General features: G+C 60.3%; 29 protein-coding genes. 16 read left to right on the top strand and 13 right to left on the bottom strand.

Annotated features, from left to right (window positions below; translation table 11 throughout):
- Positions 1-5 precede the first annotated feature (5 nt).
- Positions 6-428, bottom strand: a complete 423-nt coding sequence (locus Q1A91_RS20710; protein WP_299882170.1) for a TIGR01244 family sulfur transferase — start codon at positions 426-428, stop codon at positions 6-8.
- 81 nt (positions 429-509) lie between these two features.
- A complete protein-coding gene (locus Q1A91_RS20705; protein ID WP_299882167.1) occupies positions 510-749 on the bottom strand; it encodes a hypothetical protein in 240 nt (79 codons plus the stop codon).
- A gap of 100 nt (positions 750-849) precedes the next feature.
- On the opposite strand from Q1A91_RS20705, the gene Q1A91_RS20700 reads away from it, so the two are divergent.
- Both Q1A91_RS20700 and tig read left to right on the top strand, forming a co-directional pair.
- Positions 850-1,134, top strand: a complete 285-nt coding sequence (locus Q1A91_RS20700) for a DUF2312 domain-containing protein (protein ID WP_299882166.1) — start codon at positions 850-852, stop codon at positions 1,132-1,134.
- A 152-nt stretch (positions 1,135-1,286) separates the two neighbouring features.
- Entirely contained in the window at positions 1,287-2,621 is a 1,335-nt protein-coding gene (gene tig / locus Q1A91_RS20695; RefSeq protein ID WP_299882164.1) for a trigger factor, read from the top strand.
- Between the two features lie 52 nt (positions 2,622-2,673).
- Here tig and Q1A91_RS20690 read toward each other — a convergent pair whose 3' ends face one another.
- The 3 genes from Q1A91_RS20690 to Q1A91_RS20680 all read right to left on the bottom strand — a co-directional run bounded on the left by Q1A91_RS20690 (position 2,674) and on the right by Q1A91_RS20680 (position 4,686).
- Entirely contained in the window at positions 2,674-3,531 is an 858-nt protein-coding gene (locus Q1A91_RS20690; protein ID WP_299882162.1) for an alpha/beta hydrolase, read from the bottom strand.
- Between the two features lie 111 nt (positions 3,532-3,642).
- Complete coding sequence (locus tag Q1A91_RS20685; protein ID WP_299882160.1) at positions 3,643-4,104, bottom strand: lytic transglycosylase domain-containing protein; 462 nt, start codon at positions 4,102-4,104, stop codon at positions 3,643-3,645.
- A gap of 120 nt (positions 4,105-4,224) precedes the next feature.
- Positions 4,225-4,686 (bottom strand): GNAT family N-acetyltransferase, encoded by a 462-nt coding sequence (locus Q1A91_RS20680; protein WP_299882158.1) that lies wholly within the window; start codon positions 4,684-4,686, stop codon positions 4,225-4,227.
- Between the two features lie 285 nt (positions 4,687-4,971).
- Between Q1A91_RS20680 and Q1A91_RS20675 the strand changes: the two genes are divergently transcribed.
- Positions 4,972-6,105, top strand: a complete 1,134-nt coding sequence (locus Q1A91_RS20675; protein ID WP_299882156.1) for a carboxylate-amine ligase — start codon at positions 4,972-4,974, stop codon at positions 6,103-6,105.
- A 107-nt stretch (positions 6,106-6,212) separates the two neighbouring features.
- Here Q1A91_RS20675 and rplI read toward each other — a convergent pair whose 3' ends face one another.
- From rplI to Q1A91_RS20655, 4 genes are all read right to left on the bottom strand, one after another.
- A complete protein-coding gene (rplI, locus tag Q1A91_RS20670) occupies positions 6,213-6,857 on the bottom strand; it encodes a 50S ribosomal protein L9 (RefSeq protein ID WP_299882154.1) in 645 nt (214 codons plus the stop codon).
- Positions 6,858-6,868: 11 nt separating this feature from the next.
- Positions 6,869-7,096 (bottom strand): 30S ribosomal protein S18, encoded by a 228-nt coding sequence (rpsR, locus tag Q1A91_RS20665; protein WP_005982441.1) that lies wholly within the window; start codon positions 7,094-7,096, stop codon positions 6,869-6,871.
- A 29-nt stretch (positions 7,097-7,125) separates the two neighbouring features.
- Entirely contained in the window at positions 7,126-7,479 is a 354-nt protein-coding gene (rpsF, locus tag Q1A91_RS20660; protein ID WP_299882152.1) for a 30S ribosomal protein S6, read from the bottom strand.
- Between the two features lie 156 nt (positions 7,480-7,635).
- Entirely contained in the window at positions 7,636-9,012 is a 1,377-nt protein-coding gene (locus tag Q1A91_RS20655) for an MATE family efflux transporter (RefSeq protein WP_299882150.1), read from the bottom strand.
- Between the two features lie 301 nt (positions 9,013-9,313).
- Between Q1A91_RS20655 and Q1A91_RS20650 the strand changes: the two genes are divergently transcribed.
- Both Q1A91_RS20650 and Q1A91_RS20645 read left to right on the top strand, forming a co-directional pair.
- Complete coding sequence (locus Q1A91_RS20650; RefSeq protein ID WP_299882148.1) at positions 9,314-9,808, top strand: hypothetical protein; 495 nt, start codon at positions 9,314-9,316, stop codon at positions 9,806-9,808.
- A gap of 187 nt (positions 9,809-9,995) precedes the next feature.
- Positions 9,996-10,571 (top strand): YceI family protein, encoded by a 576-nt coding sequence (locus Q1A91_RS20645; protein WP_299882268.1) that lies wholly within the window; start codon positions 9,996-9,998, stop codon positions 10,569-10,571.
- A gap of 59 nt (positions 10,572-10,630) precedes the next feature.
- Here the strand turns inward: Q1A91_RS20645 and Q1A91_RS20640 are convergent, their stop codons facing one another.
- Positions 10,631-11,845, bottom strand: a complete 1,215-nt coding sequence (locus tag Q1A91_RS20640; RefSeq protein ID WP_299882146.1) for a cytochrome b/b6 domain-containing protein — start codon at positions 11,843-11,845, stop codon at positions 10,631-10,633.
- 139 nt (positions 11,846-11,984) lie between these two features.
- Here Q1A91_RS20640 and fabD point away from each other — a divergent pair, with 139 nt between their 5' ends.
- From fabD to cysE, 11 genes are all read left to right on the top strand, one after another.
- Entirely contained in the window at positions 11,985-12,917 is a 933-nt protein-coding gene (gene fabD / locus Q1A91_RS20635; protein ID WP_299882144.1) for an ACP S-malonyltransferase, read from the top strand.
- Positions 12,917-13,492 carry a hypothetical protein gene (locus tag Q1A91_RS20630; RefSeq protein WP_299882142.1) on the top strand — a complete coding sequence of 192 codons (576 nt, stop codon included), beginning with the start codon at positions 12,917-12,919 and terminating at the stop codon, positions 13,490-13,492. Before fabD ends, Q1A91_RS20630 begins: the two co-directional genes overlap by 1 nt.
- Before the next feature lie 21 nt (positions 13,493-13,513).
- A complete protein-coding gene (gene fabG, locus Q1A91_RS20625) occupies positions 13,514-14,251 on the top strand; it encodes a 3-oxoacyl-[acyl-carrier-protein] reductase (RefSeq protein WP_299882140.1) in 738 nt (245 codons plus the stop codon).
- A 208-nt stretch (positions 14,252-14,459) separates the two neighbouring features.
- Positions 14,460-14,693 carry an acyl carrier protein gene (locus Q1A91_RS20620; RefSeq protein ID WP_025057844.1) on the top strand — a complete coding sequence of 78 codons (234 nt, stop codon included), beginning with the start codon at positions 14,460-14,462 and terminating at the stop codon, positions 14,691-14,693.
- Positions 14,694-14,873: 180 nt separating this feature from the next.
- Complete coding sequence (locus Q1A91_RS20615) at positions 14,874-15,407, top strand: GNAT family N-acetyltransferase (RefSeq protein WP_299882136.1); 534 nt, start codon at positions 14,874-14,876, stop codon at positions 15,405-15,407.
- A gap of 102 nt (positions 15,408-15,509) precedes the next feature.
- Positions 15,510-16,769 (top strand): beta-ketoacyl-ACP synthase II, encoded by a 1,260-nt coding sequence (gene fabF / locus Q1A91_RS20610; RefSeq protein WP_299882134.1) that lies wholly within the window; start codon positions 15,510-15,512, stop codon positions 16,767-16,769.
- The gene (mltG, locus tag Q1A91_RS20605; RefSeq protein ID WP_299882132.1) at positions 16,769-17,953 is read left to right on the top strand and encodes an endolytic transglycosylase MltG; all 1,185 of its coding nucleotides are present in this window, start codon (positions 16,769-16,771) and stop codon (positions 17,951-17,953) included. Before fabF ends, mltG begins: the two co-directional genes overlap by 1 nt.
- Before the next feature lie 180 nt (positions 17,954-18,133).
- Positions 18,134-18,466: a hypothetical protein gene (locus Q1A91_RS20600; RefSeq protein ID WP_299882130.1), complete on the top strand. Its 333-nt coding sequence runs from the start codon at positions 18,134-18,136 to the stop codon at positions 18,464-18,466.
- Between the two features lie 31 nt (positions 18,467-18,497).
- Complete coding sequence (locus Q1A91_RS20595; protein WP_299882128.1) at positions 18,498-20,861, top strand: glycoside hydrolase TIM-barrel-like domain-containing protein; 2,364 nt, start codon at positions 18,498-18,500, stop codon at positions 20,859-20,861.
- Positions 20,861-21,163 carry a hypothetical protein gene (locus Q1A91_RS20590; protein ID WP_299882126.1) on the top strand — a complete coding sequence of 101 codons (303 nt, stop codon included), beginning with the start codon at positions 20,861-20,863 and terminating at the stop codon, positions 21,161-21,163. The genes Q1A91_RS20595 and Q1A91_RS20590 overlap by 1 nt, the downstream gene beginning before the upstream one ends.
- A gap of 94 nt (positions 21,164-21,257) precedes the next feature.
- Positions 21,258-22,076 carry a serine O-acetyltransferase gene (gene cysE / locus Q1A91_RS20585; protein ID WP_299882266.1) on the top strand — a complete coding sequence of 273 codons (819 nt, stop codon included), beginning with the start codon at positions 21,258-21,260 and terminating at the stop codon, positions 22,074-22,076.
- Positions 22,077-22,248: 172 nt separating this feature from the next.
- On the opposite strand, the gene Q1A91_RS20580 is transcribed toward cysE, so the two are convergent.
- From Q1A91_RS20580 to pdhA, 3 genes are read right to left on the bottom strand one after another with little or no spacing between them, the layout of a single operon-like run.
- Entirely contained in the window at positions 22,249-23,532 is a 1,284-nt protein-coding gene (locus Q1A91_RS20580; protein ID WP_299882124.1) for a pyruvate dehydrogenase complex dihydrolipoamide acetyltransferase, read from the bottom strand.
- Positions 23,533-23,544: 12 nt separating this feature from the next.
- A complete protein-coding gene (locus tag Q1A91_RS20575) occupies positions 23,545-24,909 on the bottom strand; it encodes a pyruvate dehydrogenase complex E1 component subunit beta (protein ID WP_299882122.1) in 1,365 nt (454 codons plus the stop codon).
- Positions 24,910-24,912: 3 nt separating this feature from the next.
- Positions 24,913-25,920, bottom strand: coding sequence for a pyruvate dehydrogenase (acetyl-transferring) E1 component subunit alpha (gene pdhA / locus Q1A91_RS20570; RefSeq protein WP_299882120.1), 1,008 nt, complete (start codon positions 25,918-25,920; stop codon positions 24,913-24,915).
- Between the last annotated feature and the right edge of the window lie 20 nt (positions 25,921-25,940).

Genomic DNA, 25,940 nt, shown 5'->3' with positions numbered 1-25,940 from the left:
CGTGATCAGCCGAAGGGCTTGTCCAGTACCGGTGCGATGTTTGTCAGGTCATACCCGGCATCACGTGCGGCCTGAACGATCTCCTGTGCCGGCACATCGCCTGCCTGTCCCAGCGCCCAAGCGATGCAGGACCGGGTGCCGGAGGCGCAATAGGCCAGCACAACCTGATCGGTGGCGGCACCTTTCTCTTTGTTGGCGGCAATGACCTCGGGCACCATGCTTTGATGGGTCAGGGGTTGCTCGGCGAAGTGCAGCCCGGCTGCTTCGGCTGCGGCGCGAATGGTATCGGCGCAATGGCTTGGCGGGACCTCTCCATCGGGGCGGTTGCACAGGATCAGGGTGATCCCGGCGGCGCGCAGGTCTTCCATATCCTCGCATGAGATCTGCGGGGCGACGTAATAGCGGGGGGTGAGTTGCCGGATATCCATAGGGTGATGTAAGCAGCCCCGACGGTTCTGTCCAGCGGGTCCGGACAGAGGAGCAGGACGCAGCCAACAGGCGCGCGATCCTCAGCCGAGGAAAATCCCGACAATCACCATCATCAGGCCGATCACGGACAGGAACAGTGCCCCAAGGTTCAAGGGCAACACACGTTTCAACACATCGCGCATTTCCGCATCGGGCAGTTTCTTGCGTTTGGCCCGGCTGACCGTGACGATACACCAGATCAGCCCGACAAGACCCAGCAAGGACAAGGCCGCACCGGTCCAGATCACGATGTCGAATACAGATGTCTCAGCGTTTTCCATGCGCGCAGAGCTAGGACAATCCCAAGCGCAGGGCAAGAGCCGCTTGCGGGCCGGCGGGGGGCGGGCTACTCAGATCAAAACCAATTCGATTGAGGACACCATGAGCGACACCAGCACCAATCCAGACGTCATTGAAACCGAAGGCGATGCGACCTACCGCGTGACTGCAAATGAACTGCGCCAGTTCGTTGAGCGGATTGAGCGGCTGGACGCAGAAAAGCGCGATCTGGCGGACCAGCAGAAAGAGGTCATGGCAGAGGCGAAAGCGCGCGGCTATGACACCAAGGTGCTGCGCAAGGTGATCGCGCTGCGCAAGCGGGAGCCTGATGACATCGCCGAAGAAGAGGCGGTGCTGGACATGTATAAAGAAGCGCTGGGGATGTAAGTTCCACCGCTTTTATCGTTATTCGCACAGGATTGATGGGTCGCGACCCCAAGCAGGTCCGATCCCCCTTGCACCTCCCCCGTCCCGCCAATAGAAGGGCGGAAATTTTTCGCACGCAGCAAGGCTGCGGGCCCCAATCCCATGGAGCACACATGCAGGTCAACGAGACGCTGAACGAAGGTCTGAAACGTGGTTATGCCATCACCGTGACGGCAGCTGAACTGGACGCCAAGGTCAACGAAAAGCTGACAGAGGCGCAGCCCGAAGTCGAGATGAAGGGCTTTCGCAAGGGCAAGGTCCCGATGGCGCTGCTGAAAAAACAGTTCGGTCAGCGCGTGATGGGCGAAGCGATGCAGGAAAGCATCGACGGCGCCATGGCGGATCACTTCGAGAAATCTGGTGACCGTCCCGCCATGCAGCCCGAAGTCAAGATGACCAACGAGGAATGGAAAGAAGGCGACGACGTCGAAGTTTCCATGACCTATGAGGCGCTGCCAGAAATTCCGGAAGTTGATCTGTCCAAGATCAAGCTGGAGAAAATGGTTGTGAAGGCCGACGATGCGGCGATTGACGAAGCGCTGGCGAATTTGGCCGAGAACGCGCAGGACTTCAAAGCCCGCAAGAAAGGCTCCAAAGCCAAGGACGGCGATCAGGTTGTCATGGATTTCGTCGGCAAAGTCGACGGTGAGGCGTTTGAAGGTGGCTCCGCCGAGGATTATCCGCTGGCACTGGGTTCCAATTCCTTCATCCCCGGTTTTGAAGAGCAACTGGTTGGCGTGAAGGCCGGTGAAGAGAAAGCCGTGACCGTTTCCTTCCCTGAGGATTATCAGGCGGAGCATCTGAAGGGCAAAGAAGCCGTTTTCGATTGCACGATCAAAGAGGTCAAAGAACCTGTCGCCGCTGAGATCAACGATGAGCTGGCCACCAAGTTTGGCGCCGAAGACCTTGCTGCGCTCAAAACCCAGATTTCCGAACGTCTGGAAGCCGAATATGCCGGTGCCGCCCGTGCTGTGATGAAGCGTGGTCTGCTCGACGCGCTGGACAAGCTGGTCAGCTTTGACTTGCCGCCGTCACTGGTCGAAGCCGAGGCGGGCCAGATCGCGCACCAGCTGTGGCATGAGGAAAACCCCGAGGTCGAAGGTCACGATCACCCTGAGATCAAACCGACGGATGAGCACACCACACTGGCCGAACGCCGCGTGCGTCTGGGCCTGCTGCTGGCGGAGATGGGCCAGAAGGCCGAAGTGGAAGTCACCGACGCTGAGATGACCCAGGCGATCATGGCGCAGGCGCGCCAGTATCCCGGTCAGGAGCGTCAGTTCTTTGAATTTGTTCAGCAGAACCAGCAGATGCAGCAGCAGATGCGCGCGCCGATCTTCGAAGACAAGGTTGTCGATCACATCGCGGAGAATGCGAACGTGACCGAAAAAGAAGTGTCCAAAGAGGATCTTCAGAAGGCTGTCGAAGCGCTGGAAGACGAAGAGTAAGTTCCTCTGCATCGGAATTTTCAAAAGGCCCCGCTTGGACGCGGGGCCTTTTTTATGTCTGTAGCAGTGGGTGCAGCGCTTTTTGGGCGGCGTCTGGGGTTTCGATCTGCGGCATATGACCCGCATGCGGTATCGTCGCGAAGGTCGTCTTTTTCCCCATTGCGACGTGTAGCGCCTTGCCGCGCGCCAGTGGGATCCAGGGATCTTCTTCGCCCCAAAGGATATGTGCGGAGCACCGCACCTCCCCATAATGTGGTTCAATCTCCGCCGTATAGATTTCATCCGCCTGTTCAAACTGCCGGTAGAAACTTTCGCCACCGGAAGGTGTGAGCCAAGGGTCTATGAGCGCTTTCAGGTCATCTGTGGCGATAGGCGTGGTAAAGGCCCCTTCAATATAGGCTCGGACAATGGCGGCATGGATATGCGCTGGCAGCCCCTGAAAGGCGCCAATGTGCTGGCCCACATGATCGAAGAACGCTGAGCCCCATGGCCGCATGGCGACAACATTCATCAAGATGAGCCGCTGAAAATCCGCGCCATGCAGCAGGTGCGCGCGCAGCGTGGTTGCACCGCCGAAGTCATGGGCGATCACGGTGGGCTGGTTCAGGTTCCAGTGCTGCATGATCTCTGCAAAGACCTTGCCCTGAACATCCAGGGAAGTCCGGTGGTCCGTGCGCTTTTCCGACGCGGCATATCCCGGCATGTCATACCAATAGACCCGGTTTTTGGCTGCCAGCGCAGGGATGAGCCGGTGCCAGGAGTAAGAAGACCATGGCCATCCATGCGCCAAGACCAGCGGGGGACCTTCTCCGCCCTGTCCTGCACGGACGTTGCCAGCGCGCGTCTTGATGTCTTCTGAGAGTGTCCATTCCATCGCCGCATCCACCATGTTTTCCAGTCGTAAAAACATCTGACGAAAGTGTGCAGCAAATCGCAATCGCACGGGGCGATATGAGGGACATGATTTTTGTGGATATGTAAGGACGTGTTTGGTGTCGCTCAGGGTGTTTTTGCGGCGCCGTCAGCCCGGTCGCAATCCTGTCTCCACCAGCATCCCACGGCGTTTCGCCTCATAGTAGTATCCGCGTGCGTACCAGCTGATCGCGGTATCATAGTCCCCATCAGAGAGCAGCCACGCGCCCCGCAGGTATTTTACCGCAAATTCGAGGTTGGTGTCCGCATCCAGAAGGTCTGCGGGCTGGCCGCGAAAGCCCATGGTGCGCGCGGTTTGCGGCAGGATCTGCAACAGCCCGTAGTAGGGACCGTTACGGGCACCGGGGTTGTGTGTGCTTTCGCGGATGGCAAGCTTGTGTACCAGCGGGCGCGGCACGTCATAGAAATCCGCCCAGCGGTTGATGCTCGCCCGCAATTGCGGGGTTTCATTGGGATAGAGCGGGGGGTCGCTGGGGGCGACGGGATCGGGGCTGCGCCCGCAGGCGGTGAGGGCAGCTGTGGCGGCGATCAGGAAGGTGCGGCGGTGCATGGGAGGCTCACTTTCAGGGTGTCGTAACAGTAGTGGAGGGAGGGTGGAGAGAGCAAGCAATGTGCTGGAATGCAGCGGGTTTTTGCGGGTCTTGGGCAGACCCGTGAGCGCGCGTGACGTTCAGTTGACGATACGTCGTTTGCCAACCGCACCGGGCAGCGTCCTGTAGGTTTCAAATCCCATGGCTTCATAATAGGCCAGTGCCGCGCGGTTATCCGCACCAATCGTTGCGTCGATCTGCTTCAGGCCAGCGGCACGCGCAGCGTCCAGTGAGGACAGGAACAGCGCCCGGCCAACACCGTGCCGCCCGGTAGCGGAGGTCACATAGGTCCCGATGATCCCCCAACCGATGGGAAGGTCAAACGGGTTGTTGGCGCTTGCGACTTTCAGGGACTGAAAGCCGATGATGGTCCCGGTTTGATCCCTTGCGACCGAACACCGGATCCCGTCGGGATGATCTATGTAGTGCTCCAGAACGTGCTGGGCGGATCTGGGGCGTTGAGAGTTCCAGGACAGGAGGATGTCCGTCAGTATCTCGCTCATGCGGGGGGCGTCACCGGCGGTGGCTTCCACGACGTTCATCAGACGATCCTTCACGGTATGGGGCACATTCGGCCGTCAGCGCGCATATTGGTCCCTTGTGCGGGCAAGGCTAAGTCATCTGATGCGGTGGTACCGGAAACCGTCCGGACATCACACCATATTTGCCCTTGATCGACCTGTGGCGGGCGAATGCTTTGCTGTTCAAAAGATGACACCTGTGTGGAATTCTCCTAGCCTGCTTGGGACGGCCCCGGTTCGGCTTGATCATCCGGGCCACCATCGCGGCGGCAAGATCGGTGCGGCCCAACGACCGGAGAGCAGGCAATGGCGCGTACATCCCCATCATTCACCCTTGGTGTCGAGGAAGAATATCTGATTGTCGATGCAGAGACGCTCGATCTTGTGGCGGCGCCGCAGGCGCTGATGGACGCCTGTATCCGGAAGATGGGAAAGAAGGTCAGCCCTGAGTTCCTCAGATGTCAGGTGGAAGTGGGCACGGGCGTCAGTGCGACGATCGCAGAGGCACGTGAGGACCTTGCCAATCTCAGACGGTCGGTGAAAGAGGTTTGCAATGACTTCGGGTTTGAACCCATCGCAGCCTCGACCCATCCGTTTGCGGCATGGCAGGAGCAGAAGTTCACAGACAAGGAGCGATATCAGACGCTTGAGAAGGATCTGGCGGGGGTGGCGCGGCGCATGTTGATCTGCGGCATGCATGTGCATGTGGGGATTGATGATGACGACATGCGGGTCGATCTGCTGGGCCAGTTTTCCTATTTCGTGCCGCATCTGCTGGCGCTGTCGACGTCATCCCCGTTTTGGGAAGGGCGGCACACGGGGCTTCATTCCTACCGCTTGAGTGTGTTTGACAATCTGCCGCGTACCGGGCTGCCGCCGCTGTTTTCCAGCTTTTCGGAGTATCGCCGGTCCATTCAGACGATCATTGATGCCGAAATTGTCGAGGATGCCAGCAAACTCTGGTGGGATGTGCGTCCGTCCGCGCGCTTTCCCACGCTGGAATCGCGCATTTGTGACGTGATGCCAAAGATTGATCATGCCATTGCCGTTGCTGCACTGACGCAGAGTATTTTCAGAATGCTCCATGAGTTAAGTCGCAAGAACCAGCGGTGGCGGTTGTATGAGCGGTTTTTGATTGAGGAAAACCGATGGCGCGCGCAGCGCTATGGGCCGACGGCGGGACTGATCGACTTCGGCATCGGGCAGATTGTGCCGTTTGAGGACATCCTGGAAGAGATGATCGATCTGGTTTTGCCACATGCTGTTGCATTGGGATGCGCTGCGGAGGTGGAAAGCGCGCGCAATATCCTGCGGGACGGGACAAGCTCGCAGCGACAGGCGGCTGTGTTTGACGCTGCGATTGCGCAGGGGCGCGACACGGACGCGGCGCTGAAAGATGTGGTGCGCTCTCTGGTCGCGGAGTTCAGCGAGGGGGTGTGACGGTGCGGTGCGCGGGTGGTGGGCCGGCACCGTGGCGCCGAAGGTGCCAACGAAAAACGCCGCACATGAGATGCGCGGCGTTTTCAATGTTTTAGATGGTGGACGCCTTAGCTTGCGGGCGTCTCTTCTTCGTCGCCTGCGGCCTCATCATCGGAGGGGCTCTCGACAGCTTCGGCCAGGTCTTCGTCCTCGGACGCAGCGGCACCGATGTCGTCAAACAGTTCGGCAATCTCGAAGTCAGCGGCGGCTTCTTCTTCCGCAGCCAGCTCCTGGATGGATTTGCCGGATGCCTGAAGCTCTGCCTCTTCGGGTGAACGTGCAACGTTCAGCTGAATGGTGGCTTCGACCTCGGGGTGCAGCACCACGGCCACGTCGTGCAGGCCCAGCTCTTTGATGGGCGCGGTCAGCACGACCTGTTTGCGGTCGACGGTGAAACCAGCTTCGGTTGCCGCATCGGCCGCGTCACGGGTGGTGACGGAGCCATAAAGCGCGCCCGCGTCAGAGGCGGAGCGAATCACGATGAACTGCTGACCGTTGAGGGTATCAGCCATCTTGTCGGCTTCTTTCTTGGTCTCGAGGTTTTGTGCCTCAAGCTGGGCCTTGCGGCCCTCGAATGCTTCGATGTTGGCTTTGGACGCAGACAGCGCCTTGCCCTGTGGCAACAGGTAGTTGCGCGCAAAGCCAGGTTTGACGTCGACTACTTCGCCCATCTGGCCCAGTTTGGCCACGCGTTGCAGAAGGATAACTTGCATGTGCTTTCTCCTTACTTGACGGCGTAGGGCAGCAGCGCGAGGAAGCGGGCGCGTTTGATGGCACGGGCCAGTTCACGCTGCTTTTTCGCAGAGACTGCGGTGATACGGGAAGGCACGATCTTGCCACGCTCAGAGATGTAGCGTTGCAGCAGGCGCGTGTCCTTGTAATCAATCTTGGGTGCATTGTCGCCCGAGAAGGGGCAGACCTTGCGACGGCGGAAAAATGGTTTTGCAGCCATGGTTTAGTGTCCTTTCTTCAAGCTAAAGATCAACGGCGCTCACGGCGGTCAGGCCGTTCGTCGCGTTTCTGCATCTGCACGGAAGGCAGTTCGGCGTGATCGTCGACCTTGATGGTCAGAACGCGCATCACGTCGTCATGCAGGCGCATCAGGCGTTCCATTTCCTGAACGGCCGGAGCAGGTGCATCCGAGCGCAGGAAGGCGTAGTGGCCCTTGCGGTTCTTGTTGATCTTGTAGGCCATCGTCTTGACGCCCCAATACTCGTGATCCACGAGTTTCCCACCGTTGTCGGACAGGACGGCACCAAAGTGTTCGATCAGCCCCTCGGCTTGCGTGTTGGACAGATCCTGACGCGCGATCATAACATGCTCATACAGCGGCATGCGGTCTCCTATTTATATCAAGGCGCATTTCATAGGCAGGGCGATCATCCTTTGCGGCCCCACCACGAGAGACTGCGCGGTTCATGTATCTTGCAAAGGAAGGGGCCGTATACACGGTTTGGCGCGCGGAACAAGGGGTGCCGCGCGCCTTTCGGTTCAGGTTGCAGGCGCGGTGAACAATCCGCGCCGCAGGTTCAGGGCACGGGCGCTTTGCATCAGGACGATGGCGGTCAGCGCCGCCATGAGGACTTCCGCCACAGGCCCCGCCAGCCAGATGCCCGTTTCGCCCCAGAACAGCGGCAGGATAAACGTCAGCGGCAGCGCGAAGGCATAGGGTTTGGTCAGCCCTAGGATCGCCGCGCGCGAGGCGTTGCCGATGGCCTGAAAATACGTGGCAATCATGATCATCGGCCCGGCGAGCCACAGCATCAGTACCGTCAGCGGCAGGATGCGGACAAAGGCGTCGATCACGTCCGGGTCATCGACAAACCACAGCCCGATGGCCCTTGGGAACAGGCTGAGCGCGGCCTGCACCACGACGCAATAGACAAAGGCGATGGCGATCCCGATCCGCAGGCCCTGATCCGAGCGCGCCCAGCTTTGCGCGCCGTAGTTATTGCCGACGATGGATTGCACCGCATGGGTCAACCCCAGAAGCGGCAGGAACCCGAAGGTCAGCACCCGCGTCACCATGCCGTAGGCCGAAATGGTCGTTTCATACCCCGGCTGGTCCAGCATTTGCAGGGCAACAATCACGGCCGTGGTGCCAAGGGCAATGCCGATGAAGTTCAGGCTTTGCGGTGCACCCAGCGCCAGAATGCGACCCCATCCGTGCAACAGGGAAAACTGCAAGACAGCGCCGGGATGCAGCTGTGCCCGACCGCTGAACCGGTAGCCCATGATGATCGACAGGGCGAGCAGTTGCGCCAGTGCCGTGCCGTAGGCGGACCCCGCAACGCCCATGTTGAACCACGCGATCAGCACGTAGTTGAAGGCGATGTTGGACAGTGCCACCAGCAGGCTCATCGCCGCCATGAAGCCCACGCGCCCTTCGTTGCGCAGCGCGTCGGAGTTGACGGCCAGCACGAAAGCCAGTGGGGACATGTACGCGGTGATCGACAGATAGGTCTGCGCCATCTCCGCCAATGGTTCCGAGCCGGATGCGAGCGCCAGCGACAGGGGCGCGCCGATCAGCAGATACCCGACGATCAGCATTGCACTGACGAACAGCGCCATGCCGTGTGCGCCAGCAAATGTCGCGCGGGCGGCGGGGCCGTCTTCTGCGCCAAGGTGGCGGGCCAGAATGCTTGACATGCCGTTGGAGACCAGCGTCGCCAGCGCCACGATCAGCATGTAGAGCGGGAAAATCAACGTGACCGCGCTGAGCGCATCTGGCCCCACGTAGCGGCCAAGAAAGATGGCATCGACCAGTGTCAGGAGGCCGTTCATGCCCATCACGAAGATGATGGGCAGGGCGGTTTTCAGATAGATCTGGCCCAGCGGGCCATGTGTGAAGGTGTTGGTTTGGGACATCTCGTAACCTCTTTTCAGATGTTCCGCGACGGGAAGAGGGGCTCGCATTGACCTGTCACGCGGGAACGTTTGAAAGGGTCAGATTGTCGTTTCGGCACTTCACCATGGGCATACGCCTGCGAGCGGCTGGTGGCCGGACCATGCCGGCAGCGATAGGCGTTCGCCGGGCATTTTGCAATTGTTCTTTGTCAAGGCACGCTGAATTTCTCACATCGTCCCCGTTGCGCCGCGGGGTTGCCCTTTTTTGGGCGTCTTTGTCGGTCAGGTCTTTGGTAACAGTTGTTAACCAGAGTGAAACCCGATGACCTCCACTGCCCAATTGCCGGATGCCGACCTGACTGCCGCACAGCCTGTACGCATGCTGGATGGGGGACGGTTGATGCTGCGCGGACTGCAACGTCTGTTCGGGGTGGCGTTCATTGTTGTTGCCTTCGGGCTTTGGCTGTTGCCCGGATCGAGCTTTGAAAGCGAATTGCTGCTGTTCAAGCTGTTGTTGTCGATTGTGGCCGGATTTCTTGGCATCGGTTTGCTGCAATCCGGCGCGCCCCAGCTGGCCCCGCACATAGAGATCGACACCATCCGTCGTGAGGTGCGTCTGGTGCGCGCGTCGCAACTGGAGGCACCGCAGGTGCTGGAGCGCTGCGCCTTCGATGATCTGGCGCATGTTGAGCTTGAAGGGCCGCACGTGCGTTTGTGGGATGCCAGTGGCGCCTTCATGGCTGAGGTGACACTGACGGATCAAAAGGTCTTCTCAAGGCTGAGCGCATGCCTGCGTGACAGCGGCAAGGTGCTTTGAGCACAGCGTTCGAGAACCAACACGCAGGCTTTCAATTCAGCGAACCCCTCAAGAATGGAGTTTATTCGCTCACGCAGTGTTCATCAGCGCGCAGGGTCTGTTCGTCTGTTTGAGATTGATCGAGAACAGGCTTACCCCAGATAACTTCATTGAAACCAACAATGGAGTTTTGCCAATGACGTCCCCGATCAAAACCATCATGTTTGCCACCGCTCTGACCATGGGTCTGGGTGCAACTGCTGCCACGGCGGCTGAGAAATTCGTGCTGGATGCCAGCCACAGCCAGGTGGTCTTCAACTACAACCACCTTGGGTTCTCTACCACCTATGGCATGTTTTCCGGCTTTGAAGGGGAGATCATGTTTGACGAGGCAAATCCTGCCGCGTCCTCCGTCACAGTTTCGATGCCGGTGATGTCGATGTTCACCGGTTGGGAGCAACGCGAGGGGCATTTCATGTCTGACGACTTCTTTGGTGCAGCCGAAGGCGACCTGGTGACGTTCACGTCGACCTCCATTGAGGTGACGGGCGACGACACGGCGCTGATCACGGGTGATCTGAGCATGAATGACGTGACCAAGTCTGTTGTTCTGGACGCCAAGCTGAACAAAGTGGGCGATCATCCGATGGCGGGCAAGCCGTGGATGGGGTTTGATGCGACGACAACGCTGATGCGGTCCGACTTCAACGTGGGTGCCTTTGCGCCAGCCGTCAGTGACGAAGTGCAGGTCACCATTTCCGTTGAGGCGATGAAGGCCGAATAGGCCGTTCCTCTTGATAGAGTTGACAGGCCGCCGGGGGTCCCTCCGGCGGCCTGTTTGTTTCAGCTGTCTGGTTCTGCCGCCGCGCGGGTTGCCGTAAGCCTCACCACCACATCGACGGCAAAGGCGAGGCTGCTTTCGTCCTGCATGTTTGTGCCGACGTTGTAGTCCAGCCGGTTCAGGGTCAGGCTGCCGTCCATCTCTGCCTTGTCGTCCGCTATGTTGAGCGAGAAGGGCAGGGTTAGCGGCATTGTGGTGTCTTTGATGGTCAGCGTGCCTTCGGCGATAAAGCCATCCTGACCGGGTTTGATCTGCGCGGTGAACACTGCTGTGGGGTGGTTGGCGGCATCAAAGAAGTCCGCGCCCATGGCCTGATCCGTGACCGACCCCAGCGTGAGGGAGGAGATGGACACCGTGGTGGTGACATCGCCCAGAGGGCCGTCCGTGATCGTTTCATCAAAAGTGATGGCGGCGGTCCAATCGGCGAAGGTGCCGCTCACGGCATTGCCGAATTGTGTGACGGTGATTTCAATGGTGCCGTCTTCGACCTGCCAGTCTGAGGCGACGTCTTCGAGGGCCACAGCCGCCTCCGCAGTGTCGTGTTTGTCGCCACCGGCGAGGGCTGCGGCCACAAACATCGCTGCGATCCAGATGCCAAGTGCGCCAAAGAGCGGGGATTTGGGGTGGTCTTGTCTGGGCAATGGCCCCAGCCCCGGTGTGCCCGGCAACATCCGTCGCAAGGTGGCGTCGTTGTCAACGAAGTGGTGCTTTAGGGCGCCAGCAATATGCAGCAGCAGCGACGCGATCAGGATCTTGGTGGAAACCCAATGCACCGCGCTGGCAAGATGCTCAATCTCAACGGATTTCGGCACCAGCGGCAGGTTTTGCCCCAAAGGCCACCAGATGGGCGCAAAACCCGAAGCCGCCGCGTGACCGATCCAGCCGGAGAGCGGCACAATGACCAATGCACCATAGAGCAGCCAATGCACGACCTCGGCCAGACGGCTCTCCAGCGGTTTGTCGGCGTTGAGCAACCCCGGTTTGGTCTGGCTCAGCGCCCAGAGGATGCGCAGGGCGGCGGTGAAAAAGGCCGCAACACCAAGGGTTTTGTGCAGTGAGAACAGCCAGGCTTTACGGGCGAGCTCTGTGTCCGTTTCATAGGGCAGCTGGTTTGCGTACCAGCCCAGCGGCAGCAACGTCAGGATCAGCAGTGCGGTGAGCCAGTGGAAGGTTTTTGTCACGCCGCCGTAGCGTTCGGATGTGTTGGTCAGGGCCATGGGGTGCTCCGTCTTTGGTGCTGCATTAGGTAACGGCGCAGCGGCTGAGGACAATGGCGATCTGCGCAGAGGGGATGTGCGGCCTTGTTTGCACGCAGGGCAGGCGATAAGCCTTGGAAAACAGCACACGAGGATATCCATGAGCATCGCATTCGTTTTTCCCGGTCAGGGCGCGCAGACCATCGGTATGGGGCAGGCATTGGCAGAGGCGTATCCCGCTGCCCGTGCGGTCTTTGATGAGGTGGATGAGGCGCTGGGGGAGAAACTGTCTGCGCTGATCTGGGAAGGTGAGATTGAGACGCTGACCCTGACGGAGAACGCACAGCCTGCGTTGATGGCGACGTCCATGGCGGCTTTGGCCGCGTTGCAGGCCGAAGGGGTTGGTCTGGACCGCGCGTCTTTCGTGGCGGGGCATTCGTTGGGAGAATATTCGGCGCTCTGTGCGGCGGGCGCATTGTCGCTGGCGGATACCGCGCGGCTGTTGCGGGTGCGCGGACGCGCGATGCAGGCGGCGGTGCCTGTGGGGCAGGGCGCGATGGCCGCCGTGCTGGGGCTGGATGCCGATGCAGTCGACAAGGTCGCGCAGGAGGCTGCGGGGGATGAGGTCTGTCAGTTGGCCAATGAGAATGATCCGACGCAGAACGTGATCTCCGGCAGCAAGGCCGCGATTGAACGGGCGGTTGTGTTGGCGAAGGAAGCCGGTGCCAAACGCGCGTTGCCACTGCCCGTGTCCGCGCCGTTCCATTGCGCGTTGATGCAGCCTGCGGCGGATGAGATGGCCAAGGCCCTGGCAGAGGTGACGATGCAGGCACCAGCCGTGCCCCTGGTGGCGAATGTGCTGGCGGAAGCTGTGTCAGACGCCGATCGCATACGGGATTTGCTGGTGGATCAGGTCACCGGGCGCGTGCGCTGGCGGTCCTCGGTTGAGTGGATGGCGGCACAGGGCGTGACGGAGTTTTGGGAGATTGGTGCCGGCAAGGCGCTGTCGGGGATGATCCGGCGGATTGCCAAGGAAAGCACCTGCCGCGCGGTGGGCTCGCCTGATGATGTGGCGGCGGTGGTTGCCGCTTGATGCGGTTGTTTGCTGCTTTGGCTTTGGTTGCAGCCCTTCTGTGGGGCTGTGCGATTGCGGAGAATGCAGTTGACCGGACGGAGATTGAGGTGCGGGGGACGGCATTGTTCCTGAGTGGCGAGATGACGTCACGTACGCCTGCGAATTTCCTTGCGGCACTGGATGCCAACCCGCAGGTCACGACGATTGTGCAGACCTATATGCCGGGATCACTGGATGATGAGGCGGTGTTGCGCATGGGGTATGCGTTGCGGGATCGGGGGCTGAACACCCATCTGACGGCGCAGAGCGAGATCTATTCTGGGGCGGTCGATCTGTTTCTGGCCGGGCGGCAACGCACGATGGAACGGGGCGCGGTGATTGGCGTGCACGCCTGGGCCGATGGGTTTGGCGAGGCGACGGATTATCCACCCGGCGCGCCGGAGCATCAAAGCACGGTGGCCTATACGCAGGAGATGCTCGGAAGCGATGCGTTTTACTGGTTTACCTTGCAGGCGGCTCCGTCGGACGGGATACATGAGATGACAGCGGCGGAAATCGCGCGCTTTGGTCTGCTGACGCAGGCTGTGCAGTAATGAAAGAACAAAGGACGGGATATGTTTGATCTGACAGGGAAAAATGCACTGGTGACCGGTGCCTCGGGTGGCATCGGGGCAGAGATTGCGCGCAGTTTGCATGCTGCGGGTGCTGCGGTGGGGCTGTCCGGCACGCGGATTGAGCCGTTGGAGGCGCTGGCAGCGGAACTTGGCGACCGCGCCCATGTACTGCCCTGCAACCTGAGTGATATGGACGCTGTCAACGCGCTGCCCGGCCAGGCGATTGAGGCGATGGGGTCAGTTGATATTCTGGTCAACAACGCGGGCATCACCCGCGACAATCTGTTTATGCGGATGTCGGAAGAGGAATGGGATTCTGTGCTGGATGTGAACCTTGGGGCGACGTTTCGCCTGTGCAAGGGCGTGATGCGCGGGATGATGAAAGCGCGTTGGGGCCGGATTGTGAACATCTCAAGCATTGTCGGGGCCACGGGCAATCCGGGGCAGGCGAATTATGCCGCCTCCAAAGCGGGGATGGTGGGGATGTCAAAATCGCTTGCCTATGAGGTTGCAAGCCGTGGCATCACCGTGAATGCCATTGCACCGGGGTTTATTGCCACCGCGATGACGGACAAACTGACGGATGATCAAAAGTCTGGAATCATGAAACAAATTCCCGCTGGCCGGATGGGAACACCAGCAGAGATTGCAGCCGCCACGCTGTACCTTGCAAGTGACGAAGCCGCCTATCTGACGGGCACGACCTTGCACGTGAATGGCGGCATGGCCATGTTGTAGAAGGCGCGCCATTACCGTTTGCGCGCCCGAAATCCTGTGCTAAAGGGGGCGCAGAATCGATATGGGCGCGTTTGACCGCACCCGAAACCTTGTGTCACAACTTCGTGCACGAAGGACATCACCGCCTCAGTATGGGGCATCTGCCAAGTGCCTTTCGGGGCATGCGGAAAAAGGAAGGGCCATTGGCCCGAAAACGTGAGGAAAAGATATGAGCGACGTCGCAGACCGCGTGAAAAAGATCGTTGTGGAACACCTTGGTGTTGAAGAGGACAAAGTTGCCGAGAATGCGTCGTTCATCGACGATCTGGGTGCTGACAGCCTGGACACCGTTGAACTGGTGATGGCGTTCGAAGAAGAGTTCGGCATCGAAATCCCCGATGACGCGGCAGAGAACATCCAGACCTTTGGCGACGCGGTGAAGTTCATCAAAGAAGCCTCCTGAGGCCCGTGCATTTCAGGGCCTGATTGGCCCGCTGCACGAAAAGAAATCAAACGGCATCTTTCCAAAGCGGAATGATGCCGTTTTTTGATTCAAGGCCTCTGCGGGGGGTTGTGGCGGGGTGCTGTGCTGCGGCAAAAGAGGGTCAGGCAGCAATCAAAGTGTGAAGGTAATTCACCACCCATGTCGCGCACTGTACCAACGATTAACACACCCCGTATGACCCTGCGCGCGATGCGCGCGGAGGATTTTGCCCGTTTTGCTGAGATCTGGGCGACCCCGGAAGTGGTGGCCGAAATCACCGGCGAGCCGCGCCCGAAATCGCAGTCGTGGGATTCGTTTCTGCGCAATGCGGGCCATTGGCAGATCACCGGCTTCGGACAATGGGCCGTGCAGGTGCATCGCGCGCCGCAAATGGATGGCCAGGTCGGGTTTTTCTTTGGCAGCAGGGGGTTGGGTGAGGATTTTGATCCCTATCCCGAGGCCGGATGGGTTCTGGCGCCTGAGATTCAGGGTCAGGGTTTGGGGCTGGAGGCCGCGAAAGCTGCCCATGATTGGTTTGACCGGATCATTGCCGGGCGCACCGTCTGCATCATCACGACGGACAATCACCCGTCCCTGAAGCTGGCGCGCAAGCTGGGCTATGTGCCAATCCGCGAGCTGCGGCATCAGGGCGCGGATGTGGTGTTGATGGAGCGCAAGGGGCCGCCGGTCTGACCGCTGAGAAGCTGCGCGGGACAGCGCCGCTCTTGAACAGGCGCGCCTGCACCATGTATAGGCCTGACAACATAACAGACGAGACAAAGGCAGGGCCGTGATATGCGCAGAGTAGTGGTGACAGGTCTGGGGTTGGTGACGCCTCTGGCAGACGGGGTTGAGGAAAGCTGGACCCGTATTCTGGAGGGGCAGTCCGGGGCCGGGCCGATTACCGGTTTTGATGCCAGCCGGTTGGTCACGCAATACGCCTGCGAAGTGCCTTTGGGCGATGGCAGTGATGGCACGTTTGATGCCTCCAAGTACATGGAACCCAAGGAGCAGCGGAAGGTTGATACCTTCATTCTGTTTGGCATGGCCGCAGCCCAGCAGGCGGTTGAGGATTCCGGCTGGATGCCGGAGGACAATGAGGGTCAGGAACGCACGGGCGTTCTGATCGGTTCCGGCATCGGTGGCCTGAATTCCATTGCCAATACAGCCGTGATGATGGCGGAGAAAGGTCCCCGCCGCGTCAGCCCGTTCTTTGTGCCGGGGGCGCTGATCAATCTCATCTCAGGGCAGGTGTCGATCCGCTATGGCTTCCGGGGGCCAAACCATTCGGTGGTGACGGCGTGTTCGACGGGTGCGCATGCGATTGGGGACGCAAGCCGTCTGATCCAGCATGGCGATGCGGATGTGATGATCGCAGGTGGTGCGGAAGCAGCGATTTGCGAAATTGGGATTGCCGGGTTTAACGCCTGTAAGGCGCTCAGCACCAAGCGCGGCGATGATCCGAAATCCGCCAGCCGCCCCTATGATGCGGACCGGGATGGGTTCGTCATGGGGGAAGGCGCGGGCATCGTGGTGCTGGAAGAATATGAGCACGCAAAGGCCCGCGGCGCAAAGATCTATGCCGAGGTGATTGGTTATGGGCTGTCGGGTGACGCCTATCACATCACTGCCCCGTCCGAGGATGGTGAGGGTGGTGAACGCTCCATGCGTGCGGCGTTGCGCGGTGCGGGGCTGGAACCCAAGGATATTGATTACATCAACGCGCATGGCACTTCGACCATGGCCGATACCATTGAATTGGGCGCGGTGGAGCGGATGATGGGAGAGCATGCGGGGTCTGTGACCATGTCGTCGACCAAATCCGCGACCGGGCATCTGCTGGGGGCTGCGGGGGCGATTGAGGCGATCTTCTCCATCCTTGCGATCCGCGATCAGGTGGCACCGCCGACGATCAATCTGGACAATCCGGCGGTGGAGACCGCCGTTGATCTGGCCCCGAACAAGAAGGTGGCGCGGGAGATCAACGTGGCCTTGTCCAATTCGTTCGGGTTTGGGGGCACAAACGCCAGCGTCTTGTTTGGGAAAGTCGGCTGATGTGGCGGCATATTGCCTCTAACGCGGTGACGTTTCTGCTGGTGGGGGCGTTCCTGCTGGGCGGGGTGATCCTGTGGGGCAAGAATACCTATGTTGCTGTTGGGCCTCTGGAAGAGGCGATTTGTGTCCGGGTTGAGCGCGGCTCTACCATGCGGCGGGTCAGTGAGGATCTGGCGGCGCAGGGGGCGGTGAGCAATGCGTCGATCTTTCGGATCGGGGCGGATTATCAGGAGAAGACCCAGCAGTTGAAAGCGGGGAGCTTTCTGGTGGAACCGGGCACGTCGATGGCCGAGATTGTCGATGTGGTGACACGCGGCGGAGCGAGCACGTGCGGCACGGAAATTGTCTACCGCGTGGGGGTGAACAGGGTTTCTGCGCAGGTGCGTGAGCTGGATCCAGCGACCAACCGGTTTGTGGAGAAGGCGGCGTTCAATCCTGCGACGGAAGAAGTTCCGGCGATTTACACCCAGAAGAAAGCGGAGAGCGACACGCGGTTTCGTGTGGCTGTCGCGGAAGGTGTGACAAGCTGGCAGGTGGTTGAAGCGCTGAACGGGTTGGAGGTGCTGGAGGGCAGCGTTCCCGAGTTGCCCGCTGAGGGGGCATTGGCGCCCGACAGCTATGAGGTGCGTCCGGGAGATGATCGCGCGTCGGTCGTGGCGCGGATGCAGGCGGCGCAGGAATCCATTGTTGCGGAAGCCTGGGCTGCGCGGGATGAGAATTTGCCGATTGGCAGCCCGGAAGATCTGTTGATCCTTGCGTCGATCATCGAGAAGGAAACAGGTGTTGCGGATGAGCGGCGTCAGGTGTCGAGCGTGTTTGTGAACCGGCTCAACCAGGGCATGCGTTTGCAGACGGACCCGACGGTGATTTACGGGATTACGGAAGGCAAAGGCGTGCTGGGACGTGGATTGCGGCGGTCGGAACTGCGAAGGGAGACGCCGTGGAATACCTATGTGATTGACGGATTGCCGCCTACACCGATTGCCAATCCGGGGCGTGCCAGCCTGATGGCGGCGGCACAGCCGGATGAGACGCCGTATATTTTCTTTGTGGCCGATGGCACGGGAGGCCATGCCTTTGCGGTGACGCTGGAAGAGCATAACCGCAACGTTGCGCGCTGGCGCGAAATCGAAGCCGAGCGTGGGGCGGAAGCTGCGGGAAATGCGTCGACGGGCGGAAATTGATCGGCGCAACGCGCGGTCCGGTAAGGTGTTGTTAACAATAATTATCTTGACTTAACGAACGGTCCGAAGTATATCTTTTGGCACGCTAGAAGAGATGGGCAAACGGCCACGGGACACCTCCCGCAGGCCGTTTTTTCATGTCTAACCGGTTGGGGATCCATTCGAAAAGGAATGACCCAAATGACCACGATACCACTGGAGCAAGAAATTGAGGACGGAACCGAGCTGCTCGGTTCTCTCCAAGCTGCGGTCCGCAGTCTGAGGCGCGACATTGAAGCGCTGACGGCACGGGTGCGCGGCGATGATGCTGTGAAGGATACAGAGGTCACCCGGTCCATGACAGATGTGCGTGGGCTGATTGTGCAATGCGTTAAAGCGGAGATGAGTCTTGATGAGAGCAAGAAAAAACAAGCTGGGATTGTACAGGGGGGATATGCCCTCGACCTTGATCAGGCGCGGATTGACATCGGGTGCAAGCTGGATCGCTTGCGCCGATGCTCAAGTCCAGACTGAGTTTCTGGACGGGTTGGATGAGGGAGAGCTTTTGGCTCTCCCTTTTTTGTTCGAGTTCTGGGCGATGCCGCATCAGTTGGCGCCGGAGGGGGATTGGCGGTCCTGGGTGGTGATGGGGGGCCGTGGTGCAGGCAAGACACGTGCAGGTGCCGAATGGGTGCGCAGCATGGTCGAAGGGTCCATGCCGCTGGATGAAGGCAAAGCCAAGCGCGTGGCATTGGTTGGGGAGACCATTGAGCAGGTGCGTGAAGTGATGGTCTTCGGGGACAGTGGCATTCTGGCCTGTTCGCCTGAGGATCGGCGGCCGAAGTGGGAGCAGGGACGCAAGCGGCTGGTCTGGCCGAATGGGGCGGTGGCCTCTGTTCATACGGCTTACGATCCCGAAGGGTTGCGCGGACCGCAGTTTGATGCGGCCTGGGTGGATGAATATGGCTGTGCGGCGGTCGACAAGGGGGCAAATCAACCCAACACATTTCTGGATGCCAAAAGCTCTGAAAGCAGTTTGCCGTATTACTCCAACGGGGCGCGGGATGAGTTGATGCAGGCACAATACCTGACTGCCATGACATCCTATTGGCGCGACCCGGCACATAACCCGATTTCAGACGAATATGACGCGCCGATGATTGACATGAGCCGCGCCTTTGTCTGGGCCTGGGACACGCGGCCCTATCCGTTTTTCCCCAACAATCGTGATTTGTGGAGCGACGGGGAGAATTATGCGCGGGGGCATTGGATCAATGGACGCACGTCGTCACGGACGCTGGCTTCGGTGGTGGATGAGGTGTGCAGACGCGCGGGGCTGACGCATTACAGCACGCGGGGGCTGTATGGGTTTGTGCGGGGCTATACGGTTGAGCAGGTGACAGAAGCGCGCACAGCCTTGCAGCCGCTGATGATCCGCTATGGCTTTGACGCGATTGAGCGGGATGGCCTGCTTCAGTTCCGGATGCGGGATGGCATCTCACCGGCCCCGTTGGATCCGGCCTTCTTGGCGGAGCATGGTGAGCTTGAAGGCACGGTGGAGCAGACGCGGGAAGCCGATGCCGAGGTATCAGGCCGGGTTCGGCTGCGGTTCGTTCAGGCGGACGGCAACTTTGATGTGATTTCCGAAGAGGCGGTCCTGGCCGACGAAGCCACACATGCGGTCACCGGGTCGGAATTGAACATGGCATTGACGCGGGCAGAAGGGCGGCAGGTTGCGGAGCGCTGGTTGGTTGAGGCGCGGGTGTCGCGCGAACATCTGCGCCTGGCCTTGCCGCCGTCGCAGCTTGCCCTCGGGGCGGGCGATGTGATCGAACTGCCCGGCGATGGGACCGAAGGGCCGGGACGCTACCGGATCGACCGGGTGGAGCAGAGTGAGCTGCAACTTGTGGATGCCGTGCGGATTGAGCCGGAGGCCTATACCCCTGCGCCGTTTGTGGATGAAAACGCTGCGGTGCGCCCTTTTGCTGCGCCCATTCCGATTCAATCCTATTTCCTTGATCTGCCGCTTCTGCGCGGGGATGAAGTGCCGCATGCGCCCCATATTGCGGCCACCGCGCAGCCCTGGCCGGGATCAGCAGCGCTGTATCAGTCAAGTGTGGACAGCAATTATGCGTTGAACGCCCTGTTGCCTGTGAAAGCATCCATGGGGGTCACACAATCCCCCTTGCCGCGCGCCTGTTCGGGGGTTTTCGACCGGGGGGAGGTATTGCAGGTGCGCATGACCACCGGCACGTTGGAAGCCGTTGATGAGGCTGCCCTGCTGGCGGGCGCGAACCTTGCTGCGATTGGGGATGGCACACCGGGCAACTGGGAAGTGTTTCAGTTCGCCCAGGCGGAGTTGGTGAGCAACAGAACCTATTGGCTGACCAACCGCTTGCGCGGGCAGGCCGGGTCGGATGCGCTGATGCCGGACGTCTGGCCGGCGGGATCGGTGTTTGTTTTGCTGAACGGTGTGCCGTCGCAGATTTCGCTGAGCCCGAACCTGCGCCGGGTGTCACAGCATTTCCGCATCGGGCCTGCCAATCGCAGTTATGATGATCCATCCTACAGACACGAAGTTGCGGCGTTTGACGGCAATGGACTGCGCCCTTTGAGCCCGGTGCATCTGGGCGGTCTCAAACAGTTGAGCGGGGACTACGCTTTTGACTGGATCCGCCGGTCGCGGGTGGGCGGTGACGATTGGGAGACGGTCGATGTGCCGCTGGGAGAGGAGAGTGAATCCTATCTGGTGCGTGTGCGCGAAGCGGGAAGTGTTGTACGCGAGGAGATCGTGACAGCGCCGGCATGGGCCTATTCCGTTGCGGCGCAAGCGGCCGATGGGGTGACGGCCCCGTTCGAGGTCGCGGTTGCGCAGGTATCGGCGATTTACGGGCCGGGACTGTTCCAGCGCCTTCAGGTCGCGGTGTGATGCGCCCGGTTCTGCCACTGGATGTTGCGGCGGCGGCGCGGGCCTTGCTGGCGCTGCCGGATGCCGAGCGGAACGTGGTGTGTCAACGCATGCTCGCCCAGGCGGATGCGGCGGACAGGTATGTGCGCAGGACACGGAAGCTTCATCCGCACTGGGGGAATGGCACGCTTCTGGCCGCTGCACGACAATGGCCTTTGGCGGGTGAAAAGAGCTTTGATGATCGGGGGTATCGGGACTGCACGATGATGGTCTTGCGCCACCTTGATCAGCGCGCCGGGCAGATATCGTGTAAGCCTGCCTAACAGAAAGGTGTCATAATTTTGATGCAGGCCGGGTTTGCATATGCCTTAATGATGATACATGACACAGTACCGTCAGGCAGCGAAGGAACGCATCATGGCCGAAGCCCGTCAGAATGTCGCCGAAATGGACCCCGTGTGGCACCAGATCCAGCGCGAAGCGCAGCAGGCGGTCCAGGATGAGCCGTTGATCGGCGGTTTTGTTCATGCCTGTATCCTGCACCATGCCTCGATTGAGCGGGCCTTGTCGTACCGGATCGCGGCCAAACTGTCGTCAAATGAAATGTCGATGATGGTTGTGCGGGAGATGGTTGAAGAAGCCTATGCGGCGGAGCCTGCCTTGGTGGAAGCCGCCCGTGCGGACCTGCGCGCGATCTATGAGCGTGATCCGGCCTGCCACCGGCTGTTGCAACCGATCCTCTATTTCAAGGGATACCAAGCGGTACAGGCCTACCGGGTCGGGCATCACCTGTGGACCCGCGGCAAGCGCGATCTGGCGTATTTCGTGCAGATGCGGGTGAGTGAGATTTTCGGGGTGGATATTCACCCCGCCGCCCGGATCGGCAAAGGGATCATGATTGATCACGCCCACTCCATCGTTATTGGCGAGACGGCTGTGGTGGGAGACAACGTCTCCATGCTGCATTCCGTGACGCTGGGCGGGACGGGCAAGGAAGAAGAGGACCGTCACCCCAAGATCGGCAACGGCGTGTTGATCGGTGCGGGTGCGAAGGTGCTGGGCAATATCCGCGTGGGCGATTGCAGCCGGATCGCGGCGGGGTCTGTGGTGCTGGAAGAAGTGCCGACCTGCAAGACCGTTGCCGGCATTCCGGCGCGGATTGTTGGGGAAGCGGGCTGTGATCAGCCGTCGATGTCGATGAACCACATGTTTGGGCCGCACGAGCAATCATCCTAGACCTATCCCAACGCACGTCCGCTTGTTTGGCGTGGCACCACTTGTCTTCCAAATGGTTCTAAAAACCCTGCCAGAGGCCTGAAATCTCTTCTGGAGCTCCGACAGAGATTTTAACGCTCCGCGGGGGTTTTTTAGACCATTTGGAAGGGGCGGCGGGGCTGGTGCCGTTCCGTTAGGCCAGCATGGTCATCGGGTTTTCGAGGTTGTCCTTGATCGCGGCCAGAAGCTGCGCGCCCAGAGCACCGTCGATGACGCGGTGATCGACGGAGAGGGTGACGGACATGACCGTCGCCACGCCCAGCTCTCCGGCGTCATCCACGATCGGTTTTTTCACACCTGCACCAACAGCGAGGATCGCGCCGTGGGGCGGGTTGATGACCGCGTCGAAGTTATCGATGCCAAACATGCCGAGGTTGGAAATGGCGAAGCTGCCGCCCTGATATTCATGCGGGGCGAGTTTGCGGTCGCGGGCGCGGGCAGCGAGGTCTTTCATCTCTGCCGATAGGGCGGAGAGGGATTTGTGGTGGGAATCCTTCAGGACCGGGGTGAACAGGCCGCCTTCGATGGCGACGGCAACAGCGACGTCTGAAGGTGTGAGTTTCAGGATGCGGTCGCCTGCCCAGACGGCGTTGGCGTCGGGGACCGATTGCAGGGCCAGCGCGCAGGCCTTGATGATGAAGTCATTGACGCTGAGTTTCACGCCGCGCGCTTCGAGTTGTTTGTTCAACGCGCTACGGAATTTCAGCAGGGCATCCAGGTGGATGTCGCGGCGCAGATAGAAGTGCGGCACCTGTTGTTTGGCTTCTGTCAGGCGGGCTGCGATGGTTTTGCGCATGCCGTCGAGGGAGACTTCCTCGTATTCGCGGCCTTCGTACATCCGGGCGATGGCATCGGCCGTTGGGGCCGCCGCGGGTGCGGCAGCGGCAGCCGGGGCTGGGGCGCTGGCGGGTTTCGGAGCGTCGGTTTGGCTGAGACCCTCGACATCGGCTTTCACGATGCGGCCATGGGGGCCGGAGCCGGTGATCTGGCTGAGGTCGAGCCCTTTGTCCGCTGCGATGCGTCGCGCCAAGGGGGAGGCGAAGATGCGGTTGCCCTCTGCGGCTCTGGGCGCAGCAGGGGCGGGGGCTGCGGTTGCGGCAGCGGGTTCGGGGGCTGCGGCTGGCCCTTCTGCTTTGGGTGCGGCGGGTGCTGCGCTGATATCATCCGCGCTTTCGCCGTCTTCCAGCAGCACCGCGATGGCGGTGTTGACCTTCACCCCTTCGGTGCCGTCGGCGATCAGGATCTTGCCGATCACCCCTTCATCGACGGCTTCGAATTCCATGGTGGCTTTGTCGGTTTCAATCTCGCACATGACATCACCGGAGACGACGGTATCGCCTTCCTTGACCAGCCATTTGGCGAGCGTGCCTTCTTCCATCGTGGGCGACAGGGCGGGCATGAGGATTTCTGTGGGCATCTTGACCGCTCCTTATGTGTAGGTGACTTTTTTGACCGCTGCGATGACCTCATCGGTGGTCAGCAGCGCGTGTTTTTCAAGATTGGCGGCATAGGGCATGGGGACGTCCTTGCCGGTGCAGTTGATGACCGGCGCGTCGAGATAATCAAACGCCTCCTGCATCACCACGCTGGAGATGTAGTTCCCGACGGAGCCTTGTGGCCAGCCTTCCTCGACCGTGACAAGACGGTTGGTTTTCATCACGGATTTCAGGATCGCGGGCGTGTCCATCGGGCGCAGTGTGCGCAGGTCGATGACCTCGGCTGAAATGCCGTCTTCGGCCAGCTTGTCCGCGGCTTCCAGTGCGTAGGTCATGCCGATGCCGAAGCTGACGATGGTGACGTCCGTGCCTTCACGCCAGATGCGGGCCTTGCCGAAGGGCACGGTGTAATCGTCCAGATCAGGCACATCGAAGGTGCGGCCATAGAGGATTTCGTTCTCAAGGAAGATCACCGGGTTGGGGTCGCGGATGGCGGTTTTCATCAGGCCTTTGTAGTCGGACGCGGAATAGGGCATCGCAACTTTCAGGCCAGGGATCTGCATGTACCAGGCGGCGTAATCCTGGCTGTGCTGCGCGCCGACGCGGGCGGCAGCGCCATTAGGGCCACGGAACACCATGGGCGCGCCCATCTGGCCGCCGGACATATAGAGGGTCTTGGCGGCGGAATTGATAATGTGGTCAATGGCTTGCATGGCGAAGTTGAACGTCATGAACTCCACGATCGGGCGCAGGCCGCCGAAGGCTGCACCGACACCGATGCCGGCAAAACCGTGTTCGGTGATGGGGGTGTCGATCACGCGTTTGGGGCCGAATTCATCCAGCATGCCCTGGCTGATCTTGTAGGCGCCTTGGTATTCGGCGACCTCTTCGCCCATCAGGAAGACGGTATCGTCGCGGCGCATTTCTTCGGCCATGCCGTCGCGCAGGGCCTCGCGGACGGTTTGTTGTTTCATCGCGGTGCCATCGGGCCAGTCGGGAGAGCTGTCGACCTGTGGCGCGGCGGGGGCTTCGGCGGCTGGTGCGGCCTGCGGGGCAGGCGCGCTTTCAACGGGGGCCGCAGCAGGTGCAGCGGCAGCCACGTCATCGGCACTTTCGCCATCTTCGAGCAGCACGGCGATGGGGGTATTCACTTTGACCCCTTCGGTGCCTTCGGCGACGAGGATCTTGCCAATCACTCCTTCGTCCACAGCTTCGAATTCCATCGTGGCCTTGTCGGTTTCGATTTCCGCCATGATGTCACCGGAGGCGACGGTGTCACCTTCCTTGACCAGCCATTTGGCCAGTGTGCCTTCTTCCATGGTGGGGCTCAGGGCGGGCATGAGGATTTCTGTTGCCATGACTTACGCCTCCTCCAGCTCTGCATAGATATCGGTCCACAGCTCATCGAGGTGCGGCTCCGGACTGTCTTTGGCGAATTCTGCGCTTTGGTTCACGATTTCCTTGATTTCCTTGTCGATGGCTTTGAGATCCTCTTCGGAGGCGTGTTTGCCGTCGATCAGCATGGTGCGCACGGCGGCGATGGGGTCGCGTTCGTCGCGCATCTTCTGGACCTCTTCACGGGTGCGGTATTTGGCGGGATCGGACATCGAATGGCCCCGGTAGCGGTAGGTTTTGATCTCTAGAATATAGGGGCCTTTGCCAGCGCGGCAGTGGGCCACGGCGGTTTCGCCCGCGGCTTTCACAGCCAGCACATCCATGCCGTCGACCGCTTCGCCGGGGATGCCGAAGGCTTTGCCGCGTTCCCAGATTTCAGCGCTGGAGGTGGAGCGTTGTTGCGACGTGCCCATGGCGTATTGGTTGTTTTCAATGACAAAAACGCATGGGAGTTGCCAGAGGGCGGCCATGTTGAAGGTCTCATAGACCTGACCCTGGTTTGCCGCACCGTCGCCGAAGTAGGTGAAGGTCACACGGCCGTTGTCCTGGTATTTGTCAGCAAACGCCAGACCTGCACCCAGCGGCACTTGCGCCGCGACGATGCCGTGGCCGCCATAGAAATGCTTCTCTTTCGAGAACATGTGCATGGAGCCGCCCTTGCCTTTGGAATATCCACCTTCGCGGCCTGTCAGTTCGGCCATCACGCCGTTAGGGTCCATCCCGCATGCCAGCATGTGACCATGATCGCGGTAGGAGGTAATGCGTTTGTCGCCTTCCTCTGCCGCGGCTTCCAGACCGACAACCACAGCTTCCTGACCGATGTAGAGGTGGCAGAAGCCGCCGATCAGTCCCATGCCGTATAGCTGGCCTGCTTTTTCCTCGAACCGCCGGATCAGCAGCATGTCGCGGTAATAGGCCTTGAGTTCATCTGCGGATACATTGGGTTTTTTCGGCGTGGCTTTCTTGGCGGCCATGGGCATCTCCTCCGGTCCAT

The sequence above is a fragment of the uncultured Sulfitobacter sp. genome, assembly GCF_947500075.1.
In the GTDB taxonomy this organism is placed as follows: Bacteria; Pseudomonadota; Alphaproteobacteria; order Rhodobacterales; family Rhodobacteraceae; genus Sulfitobacter.
This window is presented reverse-complemented; position numbering and strand designations above follow the sequence as displayed.